This window comes from Anaerotruncus sp. 1XD42-93 (genome assembly GCF_009917605.1).
GTDB lineage: Bacteria > Bacillota > Clostridia > Oscillospirales > Ruminococcaceae > Anaerotruncus.
In genome coordinates, this window is sequence record NZ_QZEG01000022.1 from 26,077 (window position 1) to 44,752 (window position 18,676).

The 18,676-nt window shown below is 53.7% G+C and carries 13 protein-coding genes; 5 read left to right on the forward strand and 8 right to left on the reverse strand.

Annotated features, from left to right (window positions below; all coding sequences use genetic code 11):
* Positions 1-80: 80 nt before the first annotated feature.
* Positions 81-1,388, reverse strand: a complete 1,308-nt coding sequence (locus D5269_RS09660; RefSeq protein ID WP_120485185.1) for a phenylacetate--CoA ligase — start codon at positions 1,386-1,388, stop codon at positions 81-83.
* A 302-nt stretch (positions 1,389-1,690) separates the two neighbouring features.
* Between D5269_RS09660 and D5269_RS09665 the strand changes: the two genes are divergently transcribed.
* The 5 genes from D5269_RS09665 to D5269_RS09685 all read left to right on the forward strand — a co-directional run bounded on the left by D5269_RS09665 (position 1,691) and on the right by D5269_RS09685 (position 8,003).
* Positions 1,691-4,423, forward strand: a complete 2,733-nt coding sequence (locus D5269_RS09665; protein ID WP_016315497.1) for a hypothetical protein — start codon at positions 1,691-1,693, stop codon at positions 4,421-4,423.
* Positions 4,424-4,691: 268 nt separating this feature from the next.
* On the forward strand, positions 4,692-5,780 hold the full coding sequence (locus tag D5269_RS09670) for an ABC transporter substrate-binding protein (RefSeq protein WP_120485187.1): 1,089 nt from the start codon (positions 4,692-4,694) through the stop codon (positions 5,778-5,780).
* On the forward strand, positions 5,758-6,519 hold the full coding sequence (locus tag D5269_RS09675; RefSeq protein ID WP_120485197.1) for an ABC transporter permease subunit: 762 nt from the start codon (positions 5,758-5,760) through the stop codon (positions 6,517-6,519). Before D5269_RS09670 ends, D5269_RS09675 begins: the two co-directional genes overlap by 23 nt.
* 4 nt (positions 6,520-6,523) lie before the next feature.
* On the forward strand, positions 6,524-7,120 hold the full coding sequence (locus D5269_RS09680) for an ATP-binding cassette domain-containing protein (RefSeq protein WP_347707294.1): 597 nt from the start codon (positions 6,524-6,526) through the stop codon (positions 7,118-7,120).
* A gap of 13 nt (positions 7,121-7,133) precedes the next feature.
* Positions 7,134-8,003: a radical SAM protein gene (locus D5269_RS09685; protein WP_016315493.1), complete on the forward strand. Its 870-nt coding sequence runs from the start codon at positions 7,134-7,136 to the stop codon at positions 8,001-8,003.
* Between the two features lie 57 nt (positions 8,004-8,060).
* On the opposite strand, the gene D5269_RS09690 is transcribed toward D5269_RS09685, so the two are convergent.
* From D5269_RS09690 to D5269_RS09720, 7 genes are all read right to left on the reverse strand, one after another.
* Positions 8,061-8,762 (reverse strand): alpha/beta hydrolase, encoded by a 702-nt coding sequence (locus D5269_RS09690; protein WP_120485189.1) that lies wholly within the window; start codon positions 8,760-8,762, stop codon positions 8,061-8,063.
* Positions 8,763-8,834: 72 nt separating this feature from the next.
* Positions 8,835-9,650: a sugar phosphate isomerase/epimerase family protein gene (locus D5269_RS09695; RefSeq protein ID WP_120485190.1), complete on the reverse strand. Its 816-nt coding sequence runs from the start codon at positions 9,648-9,650 to the stop codon at positions 8,835-8,837.
* A gap of 65 nt (positions 9,651-9,715) precedes the next feature.
* The gene (locus D5269_RS09700; RefSeq protein ID WP_016315490.1) at positions 9,716-11,695 is read right to left on the reverse strand and encodes a PASTA domain-containing protein; all 1,980 of its coding nucleotides are present in this window, start codon (positions 11,693-11,695) and stop codon (positions 9,716-9,718) included.
* Positions 11,696-11,723: 28 nt separating this feature from the next.
* On the reverse strand, positions 11,724-13,394 hold the full coding sequence (locus D5269_RS09705; RefSeq protein ID WP_016315489.1) for an AMP-binding protein: 1,671 nt from the start codon (positions 13,392-13,394) through the stop codon (positions 11,724-11,726).
* 620 nt (positions 13,395-14,014) lie between these two features.
* Positions 14,015-15,562 carry a hypothetical protein gene (locus D5269_RS09710; protein ID WP_120485192.1) on the reverse strand — a complete coding sequence of 516 codons (1,548 nt, stop codon included), beginning with the start codon at positions 15,560-15,562 and terminating at the stop codon, positions 14,015-14,017.
* A gap of 301 nt (positions 15,563-15,863) precedes the next feature.
* Positions 15,864-17,240: an FAD-dependent oxidoreductase gene (locus tag D5269_RS09715; protein ID WP_120485193.1), complete on the reverse strand. Its 1,377-nt coding sequence runs from the start codon at positions 17,238-17,240 to the stop codon at positions 15,864-15,866.
* The gene (locus D5269_RS09720; protein WP_016315486.1) at positions 17,233-18,519 is read right to left on the reverse strand and encodes a glycosyltransferase; all 1,287 of its coding nucleotides are present in this window, start codon (positions 18,517-18,519) and stop codon (positions 17,233-17,235) included. The genes D5269_RS09715 and D5269_RS09720 overlap by 8 nt, the downstream gene beginning before the upstream one ends.
* Positions 18,520-18,676 lie beyond the last annotated feature (157 nt).

Here is an 18,676-nt window from a genome sequence, read left to right on the forward strand (position 1 = left end):
CGCGGCGAGACTATATAATCGTCATGCATGAAAAACATGCCTGCGGATTTTGCCCGCCGCTTAAAAACAAGTCCTGATTTTTAAGCATTCTGACTATGTCTCAGGTCCACCACACGTTTGGCCTTGCCCGCAAACCGCTCGATGCTCTTGGGTTCGACCAGCGAAACCTTCGCGTCGATCCCCAATACGGTGCGCAGTCTGTGACGGATCGCCGCGGTCAGGTTTTCCAGGTCCCGATAGCTGGCCAGCAGGCTCGCATCAACCAGCTCGACCTTTACCTCAAGGGTATCTGTATACCCCTCGTGCCGGACGTACAACATATAATGCGGGCTGATCTGTTCAACCGGCATGAGCACACTCTCGATCTGAGATGGGAACACATTGACCCCCTTGATTTTGAGCATATCGTCGCTTCGGCCCATCACCTTGTCCATCCGCGCCATCGTACGCCCGCAGGCACACGGTTCTTTGTTCATCCGGGTCAGATCGCGGGTGCGGTACCGCAGCAGCGGCATTGCCTCTTTGGTCAGGGTGGTGACGATCAGCTCACCGGACTCCCCTTCCGCTTTTGCTTCAAGGGTATCCGGGTCAACGATTTCGGCAAGGAAATGATCCTCCGCGATATGCAGGCCGCATCGCAGCTCGCATTCCCCCGAGACACCCGGCCCAATCAGCTCAGACATCCCGTAGTTGTCGGTTGCAAACAGACCCAGCCGGTCCTCGATCTTGGCGCGCATTTCGGTCGTACAGCCCTCCGAGCCGAACAGCCCAATCCGCAGTTTCAGGTCCTCCCGCCTGTATCCCAGCTCATGCGCCAGTTCCCCTAGATAAAGTGCATAGGTGGGAGTGGCAATCAGAGTGGTGGTGCCAAAATCCTTCATCAGCATAATCTGCTTTTCGCTGTTGCCCGATGAGGAGGGAACCACAGCCGCCCCGACCCGTTCCAGCCCGTAGTGCAGGCCAAGCGCACCGGTAAAAAGCCCGTACCCGAAGCAGATCTGCGCCATGTCCTCCTCGGTCACCCCTGCTGCCGAGATGATACGTGCCATGATCTCCGACCACATATTGAGATCGTTGCGGGTATAGCCAACGACAGTCGGCTTTCCGGTCGTACCGGAGGATGCGTGGATGCGCACCACCTTGCTTCGTGGGACGGCAAACAGCCCGAACGGGTAGTTGTCCCGCAGGTCGTCCTTGGTCGTGGGGGGTATGTATTGGATATCGGACAGGGTTTTGATTTTATCCGGGTCCAGCCCGATCGAATCGAACCGGTCGTGGTAAAGCTTTACGTTGTCATAGCAGTATCGCACAATCCGTTTCAGCCGCTCGAGCTGGACAGCTTCGATCTCTTTGCGTGACATCGTTTCCGCTTCCCTGTTGAAAATCATTGTCGCTTCACTCCATTTCCTGCCGGACTTTTTCAAAAGCACTCTGCCAATTCCGCTTTAGCGCGTTTATCTATTAAACCCAGCCAATCTATCATACCGCAAACAGGGGCCAAAATCAACCCTTTGCCGGTCGAATTTTGCATAAATATCCACTGTCCCCAAATTGGTTCTATTTCGGTTTTATAGTTAGAAAGCTTTCTCCACAAAGAAAAAATCTGGAATCCTGTGCAGTCATTTCCCGGATTAGCGGCACTAAATGACCAAAGGATCATTTACCACCTGATTCGAAGGAGGCGTAACAAATGAAAAAACTAATTTCCCTGTTTTTGGCAATTTCCTGTATCCTCACCCTGCAGGTTTCTGCCTTTGCAGCCAAAAACATCGTCGGACAGATTGTAGATGCAGATGGCAACCTTGCCGCCGACCGGTATGACACCATCCGGCCAGGAAGCGACTATTACTATATCATCGGAAAATCGGATGACGGATACAACATCCTCACCAAAAAGAACACCGTCCGGTTCCGGCTGAAAAAGAAGACCAACGGAAAATACGTCAGCGACGCGGACCTGATTGAAAAGGTGTTTAACGGCGCGCGGTACACCTGTATCAAGTTCTCGATCAAGGATAACTTCACCGCAGACGAATATAAAATAGAGATGGAAGCCCAGTTCCGCGCCATGCAGGACCTTGTGGTCGTCAACTATGAGGAAGCACTGGCAGGCCGGGAATTCCCGCTGCTCCAGGTCGAGACCAGCCGTCTCTCAACCAGTTCTCTGCAAAACGCAAAAGCCGCCTATGAAAAAGCGGTCGAAGCCGAAAAAAAAGCGCGTGAAACCTACAATGCCAAAAAATCTGCCTACGATGCCACTTCTGAAACGGTCAAACAGGCGCAGGCCAAGTATGACGAAGCTGTGAAGAAAGAAGCGGAAGCCAAAAAAGCTTATGATGCTGCAAAAGCTGCCCATGAAAACAGCCAGCGCGGCCGCGGGTCATTGGCAGATGCAGAAGCCGCATATCAGCAGGCAGTCAAAGAGCAGGCTGCTGCCCAAGCCGCCTACAATCAGGCTGTCGCAAACTATAATCAAAAAGCAGAACAGGTCAAAACGCTGAAATCCGCTTATGATGCCGCAAAAGCTGCGTACGACAAACAGTATGCCGACTATCTGAAAGCCGCCTCCAGTGAGGATGCGATCCAGAACGCCAAGGATGAACTGGTAGCCGCGCAGAATGCCCTGTCCACCGCGCAGAGCGAGCTGACAAATGCCCAAAACAAACTGAATGCCGCAAACACTGCGCTCAAGATCGGAACCAGCTTTGATGCGGTGTTTGTCGCAGCAAATGGGGTCCAGGCCGCTGCACAGGCTGTCACAAATTCGATAGCTCCAACTGCTGTTACCGCTTCCCTGCTGCGGATGAACGATGAACCTTTTGATGATGCACCGCTCGAGACTGACCTGGACAATGCACTTGATGAGGAGAAACAGGAACCGTCCGATGAGCCGCAAGAACCGTCCGATGAGCTGCAAGAACCAGAAGAGCAGGACGATCCAGAGCCGCCAGAGGAAACCGAACCGCCGAAACAGCAGGAGCCAACCCCAGAACCTCCAAAGAATACCGCTCCTACTACCCCCGCTATCCCAACTCCCGACCCCGCAAAGGTGCAGGCTCTGAAGGATGCAATTGCGCTGGCAAACACTGCAATTCAGGCGTATAACACCCTGATCGACCCCAACAATGCAAATCCCAACTCCCATATTCCACTCTGTGTCACCAATGCAGATAATACCAATAACTGGAATTCTGTATACACCACGATTACCACACTCAAGGCCACCACTTATGCAGCCAATATCGCAGATCTGCAAGCGAATGTGACCGCCGCACAGGCAAACGTAAACACCATACAGACAGATGTCACAACCAAACAGGAGATCGTGAACCAGAAACAAACAGTGTTGAATCAGGTGCAGGCCAACCAGACACGTATCTCCCCGCCGAGCGACGAACCGATGAAAGCTGCACTGGCGAGTTATAACGCGGCCAACGCCGAGCTCCCCGCACTGGAAACCGCGAAGAACAATGCCCAGACCGCTTTAAATGCCGCAAACCAGAATGTCGCGGACAAAAAACAGGCCCGGGATCAGGCGCAGGCCGATGATCTGGAAAAACAGATGAAACAGGCAGAGCAAACCTGGAATAACGCAAAGGCAACCACTGCGCAGCTGCTGAAAGCGCTGAATGATGCGAAATCCAAACAGGATGCTGCAAAAAAAGAGCTGGATAATGCGGAAAAAGCATTGAATGCTGCGGTGAAAGACACTGAAGAAAAGCTGGAATTCTACAATGCCAACCAGAAGGCTGAAACCGATGTGAAGCCCAACTTCAAGAGCGGCGAAACGATGACCACCTATTTCACCTTCTGGATTCAGAATGAGAACATCGACGATGATGACGATGCAACTTTCAATGCCGGAGATAAGGGGATCGTGATAAAGCCGGTCAAGAACGCATGGAACACTGTCACTTGGGAGAACAACGACGGCGCAATCGCGCGTGTCAAGTTCCTGGCGGACAGCGATTCGGATTTCTACTGCCCCGCCCTCTCGACCCGTTGGAACCGCAGTTATGACAAATACTTCGGCAGCGTTGACCTTGATGCATTCATGTTTGACTTTGTCGGAAACCCCAAGCTGCCCGCAACCTCCCGCGCTACCCTTGAGATCTATAACCCATTTGTGGATGAGGATGGCAGACTGACCGTCCCACTTACCGACCTTTATGTCTACGAACTTGTTGACGGGGAGCTGGTCGACCGGTCAAGCACCTTCACCGCCGGAAAAAATGAAGACGGCGATCAGGTAATCAGCCTGCGCACCCGCTCACTCGGCACCTATATCATCTCGGAAGGCCGCGCAAATCTCCCGAAAGAAGACCCGGTAAAACCATCCAAACCCAGCAAACCCGGGAATACAGATAAACCGACCACCCCTCCGAACTTCATCAAGGTCAATCCCAGCACCGGTGCCTGGTAATCTACAGATTTAAAATGGTTGGACGTTTCCCCCGTCTGTTTTTTCACAGACGGGGGTTCCCTTTTGTCTGGATTCCTGTTATAATCGAAATGCTTCAGAAGAATATTTTGGAGTCCGCAGCCTTTTGGCCGCAGGAAGCCGCCAGAAGCAGTGCTATATGGCTGCATATCTATGCATTTTTATACCAGAATGCAGATGACATCAGTGAATTTTGACGCCAATTTCGGAGCAATGTAACAAAAGGATACTGTTGAAAGGATGATGTAACATGAAAAAAATACTCCTGGTTCTGCTGTCTGCAGCGCTTCTTTGCGGCGCCCTTCCTGGCTGTTCGGGTGGGAAGGCCGCCCCCTCTTCTTCTGCGCCATCCGAGTCTGCACCCGCGTCAAGTGAGCCTGCCGCGAGCGAGAACGCGCCGGCGGCTTCTTCTGAACCGCCCGTCTCCCCTGCGGAAAAAACATCCATCCGAATCGGTGCGCTCAAAGGCCCGACCGCAATGGGCATGGTTAAGCTGATGGAGGATGCCGAAGCAGGTGATACCGCGAACGAATACAGCTTTACGATCTCGGCTGCGATTGATGAGGTCACCCCAAAAATCGTGCAGGGTGCATACGACATCGCTGCTGTCCCCGCCAACCTTGCGTCTGTGCTTTATAATAGTACAGATGGCGCAGTACAGGTGCTGGCAGTCAACACGCTCGGCGTACTCTATATCGTTGAAACGGGGGATTCGGTGCAGTCGGTCGCTGACCTGAAAGGGAAAACCATCTACGCAAGCGGCAAAGGCGCAACCCCGGAATACGCGCTCGACTATCTCCTTTCCGCAAATGGCATTGACCCTGAAAAGGATGTGACGATTGAGTATAAATCAGAGCACTCCGAATGTGTTGCCGCGATCGCCCAGACCGAAAATGGAATCGCCCTGCTGCCCCAGCCATTTGCTACCACCGCACAGGCCAAAAATGAGAATATCCGCATCGCGCTCGACCTGACTGAAGAATGGGAAAAAGTGCAGGAGGATGCAGAGGAAAAAAGCGCGCTGATTACCGGCGTGGTTGTCATCCGCAAGGAGTTCGCCGACCAGAACCCGGAGGCGGTTGCTGCATTCCTTGACGAGTATAAATCCTCAACCGATTATGTCAATGCAAATGTTGAAGAAGCCGCTGCGCTGATTGAAAAACAGGACATCGTGCCTGCCGCGGTCGCAAAAAAAGCCCTGCCTTACTGCAACATCACCTGCATCGAGGGGGCTGAGATGCAGTCGATGCTTGGCGGTTATCTCGGTGTGTTGATGGAACAGAACCCCAAAGCGGTGGGAGGCGCCCTCCCGGATGATGCGTTCTACTACAGCCGGTAAACGCCCGATCCGCCTTTGGGCGGTGGCTCTCTGGCTGATGGTCTGGCAGGCCGCAAGCTGGGCTGTGGGGCAGGAAATCCTGCTCGCCTCCCCTCTTGCGGTTTTGATCCGGCTGGGAGAACTCATGCAGGAAGCGTCGTTCTGGCGTGCGATCCTGTTCTCCTTCGTCCGGATTGTCTCCGGGTTCCTGCTTGCGCTGTCAGCCGGCTGTCTGCTCGCCGCTGCCGCCTCCTTCTGCGGCCCGATACGTGACCTGCTCGAACCGCTCCTGCTGACGGTTAAGTCGGTGCCAGTCGCCTCGTTTGTCATCCTCTGCCTAATCTGGATCCCTTCCCGCAACCTGTCGGTCTTTATCTCATTTCTGATGGTACTGCCGATCGTCTATACCAACCTGCTCGAGGGAATCAGAAGTACCGATCCACAGTTGCTCGAGATGGCAGAACTGTTCGGCGTGCCGCCACTGCGCCGTGTACGGTACATCTATCTTTCTCAGGTACTTCCCTATCTGCGTTCTGCTGTTACCGTTTCGCTGGGGCTTTGCTGGAAAGCGGGCGCTGCTGCCGAGGTGATCGGGATTCCCAAAGGCTCGATCGGTGAACACCTCTATCAGGCCAAAATCTACCTTGATACCCCCGACCTGTTCGCATGGACGGTTGTAATCCTTCTGGTAAGCCTCCTGTTCGAGCGATTGTTCCTGTTCGGGCTTCACCTCCTTCTCCAGACCATCGAAAGGATGTGACCTGATGATAGAGATTAACCAGCTTTCCAAAACATATGGGGAAAAACAGGTGCTTTGCCGGTTCTCCGCTTCCTTTCCGGAGGGAGAAACCATCTGCATCATGGGCAAGTCCGGATGTGGGAAAACCACCCTTCTCCGCCTGATGATGGGTCTGGAGCCTCCTGACAACGGTTCTATTTGCGGCGTTCAGGGAAAACGGATCAGCGCAGTATTTCAGGAAGACCGTCTCTGCGAAAACCTCAGCGCAGTGTCTAACATCCGCCTGGTCTGTGCCAACCGGTTCTCCCGCCCCCAAATCGAACAGTCTTTTGCGGAAGTGGGGCTAGAAGGGTGTCTGGAGCAGCCTGTCAGGGAATTGAGCGGTGGGATGAAGCGCCGGGTTGCAATCGTACGCGCGCTGCTCGCAGACTTTGATCTGCTCTTTCTCGACGAACCATTCAAAGGTCTGGACCCGGAAACCGAACGGCTCACCGCCGCGTACCTGCTGCGGAAAACCGCTGGCAAGACGGTTTTTCTGGTCAGCCACAACCCCAGAGGGACCGAACGGATGCAGGGGCATCTCTTCCGGATGCCGGACCCACCTATCCTATCTGAAAAATAAGGAGAGAAAATCTATGCGTTATACTGGCCGTGTTTTTCGCCCTCCCAGTGAAGCCTATAGCCTGATCGTACAGGCAACCATCGGATGCTCTCACAATAAGTGTGCGTTCTGCAACATGTATAAGGAAAAGCAGTTCCGCGTCCGTCCCCTTGAGGAGGTGCTTGAGGATTTCGATATCGCGCGGGCATCCTATCCCCAGATCGGGCGTGTCTTTCTCGCGGACGGTGATGCGCTGATCCTGCCACAGGAACATCTGCTGAAAATCCTCAAAAAAATCCGTGAGGAGATCCCGGAGTGCGAGCGGGTCGGCATCTACAGTTCTCCCCGGAGCATCAAGAGCAAGACTCCGGAACAGCTCGCTGAACTGCATCAGGCCGGGCTTGGGATCGCCTATCTGGGGCTGGAATCAGGCAATGAGGAAATTTTAGCCCTGATGAACAAGGGAGAAACCGCTGCCGAGATTGTAGAAGCAGGCCGCAAGATAAAAGATGCCGGTCTCGCCCTCTCGGTGACAGTCATCAATGGCCTGGGGGGCGCGGAGCGCTGGGAACAGCATGCAGTCGATACCGCGCATGCACTCTCGGCGATGAAACCAGATTATATCGGTCTGCTGACTCTGCGGGTCTATTCGGGCACCCCGCTTCAGGAATGGGTGCAAAACGGCGAGCTGACCCTGATGGACCCACCCGCCCTTGCGCGTGAAACCCGTCTGCTGCTCGAGCATATCGACAGCGAGGGCAGCGTGTTCCGCTCCAATCATGCATCCAACTATCTTCCGCTGGCAGGGACGCTGAATGCTGACCGCGTTTCGATGATTGCCCAGCTCGACAAGGCGCTCGCCGGAAAACGCCGGTTCCGTTCGGCGGTCGAGCTTGGATTCTGAGCGTTTTCTTCCCATATAGAGCAGCCGGAACCATTTTATGGTTCCGGCTGACTTTCTTTAAAAAGTTTTCTGCATCCATCTGTTCAGTGCTTGCAGCTGTTCTGGGGTATGGAAATAGTGTTCGGCCTCCGGCACTGTCTCTAACTGGCAGGAAAACTGCCTGACAAACTTGGAGATGGTATCCGCTTCGCACAGCTCATCCCGACTGCCATACAAAATATGGGTGGGTATCCCCCATTCACAGACCGGGTGTGTCTGCACATAAACATAGTAATCCCAATATAGAGTCTGCCCGATCGGTGTAGGAACTGTCTGCTGTTCCTGGAGCTGTTGTTCGGTTACGTGGAACCACCCCATCATATTTTGGATGATCCGCTGCATATCCACAACCGGCGAGAGAAACCATGCCCCATCCAGAGCCGCCCCGGCGTATGCCAGAAGGCTGAAATACGCCCCCATACTGTTGGCAAATAGGCGGATCTGCTTCCAATTTTTCTCTGCATACTGCAGAATTTCCCTCAATTCTTCCACGCAGTTCTGTACCTTGCAGAGGGTGGATTCCTGCTTACGGTCCCCATGTTCGGGTAGGTCGAAGCTCACAACCTGATACCCACGTGCACAGGCGTTTTCTGCCAGCAGTTCGATCGGCCGGTCCATCTTATGGGATTGATTTCCATGCACTGCAATAAATCCTTTTTCCGACGGGTTCCCCCATAAAACAGACGGAATCCCATTGATCTGTAACGCTTTCTTTTCCATAAAATCATTCCTCCATTTGAAAACATACAGGAAACAGCCGCAACAGGTATCCTCTGCTGCGGCTGTAAATTTTTACTTGAGCTGTCCTTTCAGGAAGTTCATATAGTTGATAAAATGTGCAAATACGATTCCCGGCTCTTGGAGATCAGGGTTCCAACGTTTCACCCACTCAAGCGAGATAAACCCTGTGTAACCGTTGTCGTCGAGCAGTTTGAGCGCATCAAACACCGGTACATCCCCGTATCCCATCATCCGGTAAACAATCTTCTTGTCCTGGACCACCGAGTCTTTGACATGCATATACTTCACCCACGGGCCGATCAGCGCATAGGTTTCTGCCGGGGCCTCATGGAAATAGCGGTAGGGATGGTGCAGGTCCCAGAGAACCCCGCCCGATTCGGGGTCTACCCCGCGCATAAACGATTTCATCGCCCGGCTATCCGCCAGCATTCCCGCTGTTTCGATCAAAACGCAGACATTCTTCCCCTTCGCATAATTGCAAAGCTGGTCATAGAGCGCTTTGGCCTGGAGTAAATCCTCTTCATCGGTAGGGGCGGGGTTGGTGGTCACCACCACACGCACAAACGGCGTGCCGATCCGGGAGGCGCAGTCAATATAGGCTTTTGCCTCCTCCAGATAGCTGTCAACCTCCCCAATCAGCCCGAGACACGCCCCGGAAGTCAGCATCGGAATGGTCATCCCTGCTTTCTCCAGACGTTCTCTGGTGCGTCCGATATGCGCTTCATCCAGTGCTTTGATCTTCGGTGCGAACATCTCGTTGCCCACACCGCGGATTTCGATTCCATCCAGCCCCATATCCTTGGCTGTCGCAAAAATTTCATCCCACGACCATCCGGGGCATCCCAGTGTTGAAAATGCAATTTTCATCGAATTCCACCTCTTCTGCCGGCAATCCGGCGGTTTCCATTTTGGTTTTTCTGCTCTGCTTCGGTTCAGTCCACCCGGTCGACAATCTTGATGCCGCCCTTTCCGCGGGAAACTGTCCCTTTGCTGCTTGAAGAACTGCGGTCGTCCTCTTCCCGGTCATCCTCGTCATCGTCATCATCGTTCTTATCCGATGATTCCCTGATATAAAGCATCACAGTATCCCGGTTCTTGTCCAACATGGTCCCAGGCTCCCGGTCGGCGCGGACAATCACATCCGGCTCATAAGTACTGTTCTGTACCGGGATCAGATTGTATTTGATTCCCAGCCCATCCAGAAGTCCGGTCGCTTCCTCGATCTCCTTGCCCACAACTTCCGGCATCTCAATCCGCTCCGCTCCCTGGGAAACAAACAAAGTCAGCTTTCCGCCTTCCTCCAGCTCTGTTCCTTCCAGCGGCTGCTGGTCAAAGATCACGCCTTCCTCATACTTATCATTGTATTTTTCTACATAATCAATCTCATACCGGCGGCTCAGTTCCTTGTTGTTCTTCACCGAGCTGGCGACCTTGCCCACCAGCGGGGGAACCTTGCCTTCCTCCAGCAGGTCGTCATCTGAGAAGCTCTCTCCTGACGAGACTTCGGAACTGCTTGACTGCTTCGGCCGAGAGGACGGGTTGAGCAGGTCGTTCAGGTAATTGCTCGCAATCCAATAGAATCCTCCTGCGAGTGCACCGGTCGCGAGCAGCAGGGTCAAAAACCACGAAAGGAACGGATGGGACCGTTTCTGCTTACGCTTGCGGCGTTTTCCCATATTTTGTGCAGGGCGCTGCTGCCGGCGCGGTTCCAGCTCCTGTCTGGCATGGGGCATCGACTGCAAAACCGAAGCGGCAGGGTCCGGACGCGGCGCCTCCCGGACTGCCATCAGGTCGATGCCCTCTTCGTAGTCCAGTTCCTGCGCCGGTGAAAGGCGCTCTTCCCGGCGGCGGTTGGCCGCCGCCTGTAAAATCTCAGCGCGGTGGCGTTCCTCCTCAACCCGCTGTGCGTCAGGTGCTGAACGCTTGGAGGGGGCGGTATAGACAGCGGTGTTGGATCCCTCGTTTGCAAGAAGGTCAGCGATAAATGCTTCCGCTGTCTGGGTACGGTCCTCCAGCTCAACCGCCAGCGCTCGATTGATCGCCCGTACAGCGCTCTCGGGCATATCCGGGCACTGCCCCTCCTCGAGCAGGTCGTCCCCATAGACACGATCCTGCGCAGAAGGCGGGTTCTGCCCAGTGACTGCCCAGTATGCCAAGGCACCGAGCGCATAAACATCGGTCCATGTCCCCTGCCAGCTGTTCAGCGAGTACTGCTCCGGCGCAGCATAACCGGTGAACAGCTGCGCGGAAATCTCACTTTTATTGGTGCGGGCGGCGGCAATCGAAAAGCAGCTCAACCAAAGTGCCCCCGACTGGTCAAGGTGGATGGTGCGCGGGGACAGACCGCGATGGATCAATCCCGCCCGATGCGCACTGGTAACCGTGTGGAACAAAGGCATCAGCAGCTTTTTGGTGTGGCGCCAGCTCAAATGCCCGCCACTGCGCTGCAAAAACGATTCGAGCGAGATGGTTTTGATATAACGGTAAACCGCATAAACGGTATTGTTGGCAGGGACAACCCCGGTAACCGGAAGGATCTTCTCGGTTGGAGGAAGCGCGGCAATCGCGCGGCAGAGATCCTCAAAATCTGCCATCAACGCTTTGTACTGCGCCTCCGAACTCGGAAGCGGCTGTACCTCGCCGTCAGTCTGACGCCGGGTGATGTTCGAGGGGACATACTCCCGGATCCAAACCCGAAGTTCCTCGTCACAATCGTATCCAACATACCAAGCGCCCTCCGGGTCGCTGGCGACCAGCCTGCCTACCACATAACGTCCTGCAAGGGTGGTACAGGGCTGCAAGTACCGCGGGTCTCCCGGCGTATTCTGATCGTATCCACAGACGCTGCAAACGCCGCCGTCAAAGTTCGGAGACATACAGCCCATACATAGCCTATACTCATTGGCTGCCATCTATGTAAAACACTCCTAATTCAAAGGTTTATGCGGTCTCAATCGCCGCATCGCTCTCCAGGTGGAGCTTTTCAACCGCCATCTCCCGCAGCTTATACTTTTGAATCTTGCCGCTGGCGGTCATCGGGAAACTCTCCATGAAGAGCACATATTTCGGCACCTTATGCCGCGCCATATTTTCACGCACTGCGTCCTGAATATCCTTGCCGGTCAGCCCATCCTCCCATGCACGCGGGATAACACAGGCACAGACCTCTTCCCCATACTGCTGGCTTGGGACGCCGATCACCTGCACATCACGCACAAACGGATGGGTATACAGGAATTCCTCGATCTCCTTCGGGTAGATGTTTTCTCCGCCACGGATAATCATATCCTTAATCCGGCCGGTAATCTTGTAATAACCGTTTTCATCAACCATCGCGAGATCACCGCTGTGCAGCCAGCCATCCTCATCGATCGCCTGGCGGGTAGCCTCTTCCATCTTGTAATAGCCCTTCATGATATTGTAACCACGCGCACAGAATTCGCCCGGTGTATTGGGCGGGAGGGTTTCGCCCGTTTCAGGATCGACGATCTTGGTTTCGACAAACGGCATCGCCTTGCCCACCGTCGTGACCCGCAGTTCCAGACTGTCGTCCGTGGTAGTCATCGTGGTTGCAGGGGATGCCTCGGTCTGTCCATAGGTGATCGTGATTTCCTTCATCCCCATCTTGTCAACCACCAGCTGCATCACCTTGATCGGGCAGGGGGAACCCGCCATGATCCCGGTACGCAGGCGCGGGAATTTGTAATCATGGAAGGTCGGGTGTTCCAGCATCGCGATAAACATGGTGGGGACCCCATGTACAGCGGTACAGTTCTCATTTTGGATCGCCTTCATCACCTCGGTGGGGCGGTAGGTCTCAACCGGCACCATTGCAGTTGCATGGGTCAGGCTCGCCATAACCGCCAGCACCAACCCAAAGCAGTGAAAAAACGGCACACAGATACAGAGCTTATCCTCGTGGGTGAACTTCATGCAGTCCCCGATGCACTTCCCGTTGTTCACGATGTTGTAATGGGTCAGCATGACCCCCTTCGGGAAGCCGGTGGTTCCCGAGGTATACTGCATATTGGTCACATCATGGGGGTCCACCTGGCTGAACACCTCACGGAACTGTTCCTCCGAAACCGATTTTCCCTGCTCCGCAATGGTATTCCAGCCAACCATGCCGGCAGGCGTTTCCTCCTTGCCTGCATAGATCACATATTTCAGAAACGGCAGCATCGGATTGCTGCACTCCCCCGGTCTGGTGTCCCGGAGCTTCGGGCAGAGTTCATTGATGATTTCAACATAATTGGCATCCTTCAGCCCATCAATCAGTACCAGCGCTTTGGAGTCGGACTGCCGCAGCAGATATTCCAGCTCGAACACCTTATAGTTGGTGTTTACCGTCACCAGTACTGCCCCGATCTTTGCCGAAGCAAACAGAGCCAGCAGCCATTCGGGCACATTCGTCGCCCAAATTGCGATATGATCTCCATGTCCAAGCCCCATCGCAAGGAATCCCTTAGCGATCCGGTTGACCTCATCATCAAACTCTTTCCATGTCATATCGAACGGGCGGTCAATATATTTAATCGCCTGATCGTCCGGATACTGGCGGGCTACCTGTTCCAGCAGCCCGCCAACCGTGATAGATACTAATTCACTCACCGTATTTTCCTCCCTATCGTCATCGGGATTTCGGCCTCCCCAGCCTGCTCGCCGCAAAACGTCCGCATGGTGCGGAAGCACTCTGCCAAGCATTCATAATCATTACGGGCCATAAAAGCCCGCAGATATGACCAAAACACTTAAGAACAGGCATTGTCTGCCTTTAAGCGGCCGGAAATCCCACAAGCACGCTTTGCATGCTCGATATGACTACGTAAACTGAAGCACAAGGCTGCTTTACGGCAGTTCCCTGCAGCGATACCGCCACAGGCTTAAAAAGAATCGGCAGGACTCTTTTCAAGTGCTTCGATTATAAACCGCAAAGCGGTTTGTTCGTTAGACCTTATTATAGACGCTGACAGCTCGTTTGTAAAGAAATTTGTCGGATTTTTATAAGCGAAGTATTGGGAAAGCCGTTTTATTCCCTTGCTTTCAAGTTCATGATTGGTGTGAGCCATATTTTTCTTCTGCAACAAGCGGTATCTGCCTTTTTGCAGACTACTGGGAAAAAACCTTCGCCTTTACCCTTACAGACGCCTGTTTCTTATAGAAAGCCCATACTCTGTTTCGATCAAGACCCTTCCCCCGCGATCCCCAGCTTTTCCCGTTATTCGGATCTCTTATTTCTGAGATGATTTCCATCGTTTTCCAAGCAGAAACATCGCAGCCATTCCCGCTGCTGCCGCCCCAGTCGAAACCGCCGGAAGTTCCTTTTTCCGGTCTGTATCCACCTGTGATCCCATCGTACGGACGATAACCTGCGGACTGGAGGATACTGGTTGTGTAGATTCTCCATCCTGTGGTTCGGTTTGATCCTGCTCCTGCGCAGATATTGGAGGCTGAACCTGCGGCTGCTGCATCATAATCACAGGGGCAGGCGGCAAATTGTTGTCCGTCGACCCCCACATAATCAACGGCGATTCATCCTCTGATTCCTCTGTATTACGGCTCCTGCGGCGGTGAGGACGCGGTCTGCGCTCAGGGTCCGGTCCGAGGATCGGTTCCTCCGCGCTCTGCTGCGGTTCCGAACTGGAAGGATTGGGCTGCTCCGATGGACCGGAGGAGATATCTCCTGGTTCCGAAGAGGACGGCGAATCCGGAATAGATGGACCTTCCGAAGAGGAGGGTGGATTCTCTGGTACAGACGGTTCCGAGGAAGAGGGCGGTTCCTCTGGGATGGATGGCTCCGAAGAAGGCGGTTTCTCTGGGTCGGACGGTTCCGAGGAAGAGGGCGGTTCCTCCGGCGTAGAAGTCTCCGAAGAAGAGGATGGTCCTTCGGAGGAAACGGGCGGGGGCTCCGAAGAAGCCGCATCATCCTTGGATGAGGACGACTCCGACCCGGACGGCTCCTCCTCTGAAGAGGATGGCGGAGCCGGCATCTCCGGCCCAACCTCTAGAGACTGCCCATAAAATGCGACTTCCGAAAGCAGGAACAGATTCTGCTCCACAGGTGCATCCGGCATATCAAACCCCGGGACCGCCCGATGTTTCTGGAGCTGAATCCTGACATAGGACGCACCCGCTGGAATCTCTGCGGTATAGGTCTCGTGGTAGTAGAATCCGTTGGCCTGTTTCCGATAAGAGGTCAGCCGCACCTGTGATAGATCAAAAAAATTATTGCCATCTGGTGAATATGCGATATTTACCCCATAAAATGGATTGGGAAGATGCAATCCCTCTTGATCTGTTTCCGAAAAATACAGGCCGATCGGAGCTGCCCGCAGAAGATATGCTTTTCCGCCGTCCACCAGAAATATCCGATCCTGCACAGCATCATAATGGCAGCGTATTGCATCCGAGAGTGCGCCTCGCTCCGACTCCCCCAGAATATAGGCTCCATATTTTCCTCCATAAGAGGTTGGCATCGCAAACGAACCATTTTTGACGTAGACGCTCACGTGGACTGTCTCACTTCCCCGCACCTGATAAATCGCCGATGCCTGTTGCGCCTGCTCCCGTATGGGCAGCACCGTCTGATCCGGACAGGCGGACCAGCCCGAGAAGTCAGAAAAGTTTGAAATCTGCGCTCCAAAACCGCTGTAGGTTTTGACCGCATCGCCTGACACAGAATCACATGTATCAATATAAGGGCTGGAAGATGCGTATACTTCAAATCCACAAAGGACGCAGGCCAATAGGAAGCAAATCCCCAGAACCCATCGTTTCATCTGTAATCCCTCCGCTGTCTTTCTCAGTCCATTATAGCAAAATTCGACCTGAATTTCAATTTTTCGACATTTTGAATTTTCTCAAGAAACAGCGGATTGGATATATTTTCCTGTATGGCCTCCGGCTGACTGCACATACTATCTTCGGCAGGGTTCTGCCAACCGTTTGAAAACGCGCATCCTGCGCGGGCAGCCAACCCTGTAAGGATGGGAAACCATCCCGTCCTTTACATAATAAGAAACCCCACCAGCGAACTGGTGGGGGCCATCCTTCCAAAGATGAGACGGTTTTTCAGACCTCTCACGTACGGGTTAAGAGGTCCGCGACATAAAGCCCATTTGCAGCCGCCTGAGAGAGGGAACGCGTAAAACCTGCACCATCCCCAACAGCATAAATACCCTCGCAGCCATCAATTTCAAATTCGGTCGCTTTCGGACGCGCAGAGTAATATTTACATTCGATGCCATAAAGCAGCGTATCATAGTTGGCTGTTCCCGGAGCGATCTGATCGAGTGCATGCAGAGCTTCCACAATGTTGTCAAGCTGCCGTTTCGGAATACAAAGGCTCAAATCACCTGGAACGGCACTCAAAGTTGGACGGACACTCCCCTGCCGCAGCCGCTTTTCATCGGTCCGCCGCCCGTTTTCGAGATCCCCCAGCCGCTGTACCAGCACGCTGCCGCCGCTGATGAGGTTGGCAAGAGACGCAACATGACGCGCATATTCGATCGGCTCGCGGAATGGCTGGGTAAAATTGGTGGTTGAGAGGAGCGCAAAGTTGGAATTCTGGGTTTTCCGGGACTCATCCCGATAGCTGTGCCCATTGACGGTAAGTACCCCATTGGTGTTTTCGGTAACAACCAGTCCGCGGTCGTTGAAACAGAACATACGGATGATGTCACCGTACTGTTTGGAACGGTACCGGATTTTCGGTTCATAGATTTTTTTGGCGAAGTCCTCCCAGACCATTGCAGGAAGCTCGACCCGCACGCCAACATCTACCTGATTATTGGAAAGCGGTATCTGGTTCCGTTCGCACCAGTCGGAGAAGAACAGGCTGCCGGCCCGTCCAACCGCAAAAATAATCCTGTCGGCAGTACAGGTCTGCTCCCCATCCTGATTGGAAAACTCGATTGTGTGGGAGTTCTTGTCTACATTGGTGACACAGGTGCCGGTCAGCAGGGACACCTTATCCCGCAGAGAATTGACCAGATGCACCATTGTATCAAAGTTGGAGTCGGTCCCCAGGTGCTTGAGCTGCGCCTGGCTCATGTGAAGGTCAAACTCCAGGCAGCGTTTTTTCAGTTCATTATTGGGCATGAACCGTTCGGTGGTCGCCCCAAAGCTGACCAGGATGCTGTCCGCCTGCTCAATATAGTCGATCACCGTTGCATCCGGCAGAAATTCGGTCAGCCAGCCGCCATATTCAGTGCTGATGACATATTTTCCATCCGAAAATGCACCCGCACCTGCAAGGCCCTCCATAATGGCGCAGGATTTGCATTTGATGCAGGTGGACACCTTCTTTGCGACAATCGGGCAGACACGGCGCTCTAGTGGATGCCCCTTCTCAAACAGGACGACCGAAAGGGCGGGGTTGCGCTCGGTGAGGCGGTAGGCGGCCATCAAACCGCTGATCCCACCACCAATGATGGCTACATCATACTGTTTAGACATGGGATTCGGAGTCTCCTTTCCGGTGTATCTTAAATCTCGGCCGGTTGAGCCGGAGTTTTTTCCTTTTTTTGCGAAGTGCTCGGCTGTAGAGCCGGAAGGGATGGTTCTTGCGGGTACGCTCCCGCAAGGCATTGCGATAGACCTTGATGACATAATTGGCGAGGTCAAGCGCACCGCTTTTCTCGACCGAACGGCGTGCAGATGCGCGCAGGCTGGAAAGCTGCTCCTCTGTCATTCCACGCAGCAGGCGGATCTTCTCAGCCATCTCCTGTGCAGAGCTGAATATAAACCCGTTTACGCCATCCCGCACCTGCCCTTCATTGAGCGGGTCGGTGATCTGTAGCACCGGGAGGCCGGTTGCCATCCCTTCGAGCATTGAGATCGAGTTGGTGTCCGAGGTGGACGCTGTGATATAGAAATCACAGGCTGCAAAGTATGGGGGAATCTCATCATGCAGAATTTTTCCCGCAAAGGTAACCATATCGGAAATTCCGAGATCCCTGCTGAGTGCCTCCAGTTCCTCCTTACACGGCCCGTCCCCAACGATCAAAAGCCGAATCTGCTCCTCTGGCTGGATGGTTTCCTTCCAGTGGTGCAGCAGAAGATCAACACTTTTTTCGCGCCCCAGCCGCCCCACAAAGATGCCGATCATCATCTGTTCGGTATATCCGAACCGCTCCCGGAATGCCTCTTTTTTAACCGGGTCGATCTTTTCGGGATTAAATGCCTCAAGATCAACCGGATTGGGGATCACGTTCACCGTTTTATAGACCCCCTCTTTGCGGAAATACTCCTCACATTTTTTCGAGGGACCGGTCAGAGCCTGTGCAGATTTTGCAAACAGCTTTGTATACTTGTGTGAGAGCCTGGTCGCCATTGGTGCAAGGGGTTGCGGCGCAACATAATAGATGTATTCGTCATACATCGTATGCAGGGTATAAACCAGTGCGATCCGCAGCACGCGTGCAATCATGATCCCGGAAAGCCCGATTCCAAATTCATTGTGGACATGGATCACATCCGGCTGAAACCGGCTGACCATCTTGAGACGGGTGGTTGAGAGCGGCATGGCAACCCCATAACCGTAAAAGCGTTCGGAGGTGTGGGCCGGGCAATGAAGCACCCCGTCCGCGATATAATGCCGATGGGCGTCGGCATCCGCCGTTACGACCAGCACCTCATGCCCAAGCTGCTCAAGGCCGTCCTTTAAAGATTTTACATGGGTGACAACCCCATTGATATGGGGAAGATAGGTTTCGGTAAACAATGCAATTTTCATACGTTCTACTCCCGAACAGGTAAAGTCAATCAATATATAGTATAACACACTCCCGCAGCAATTCCAAGTAGGAGCCGGAAACTCGCCAGGGCAACAGCATTTGAAATTATCCAAAAAGGATATCAAGAAGACGCTGTGGATTCAAGGCGGCGGCAAA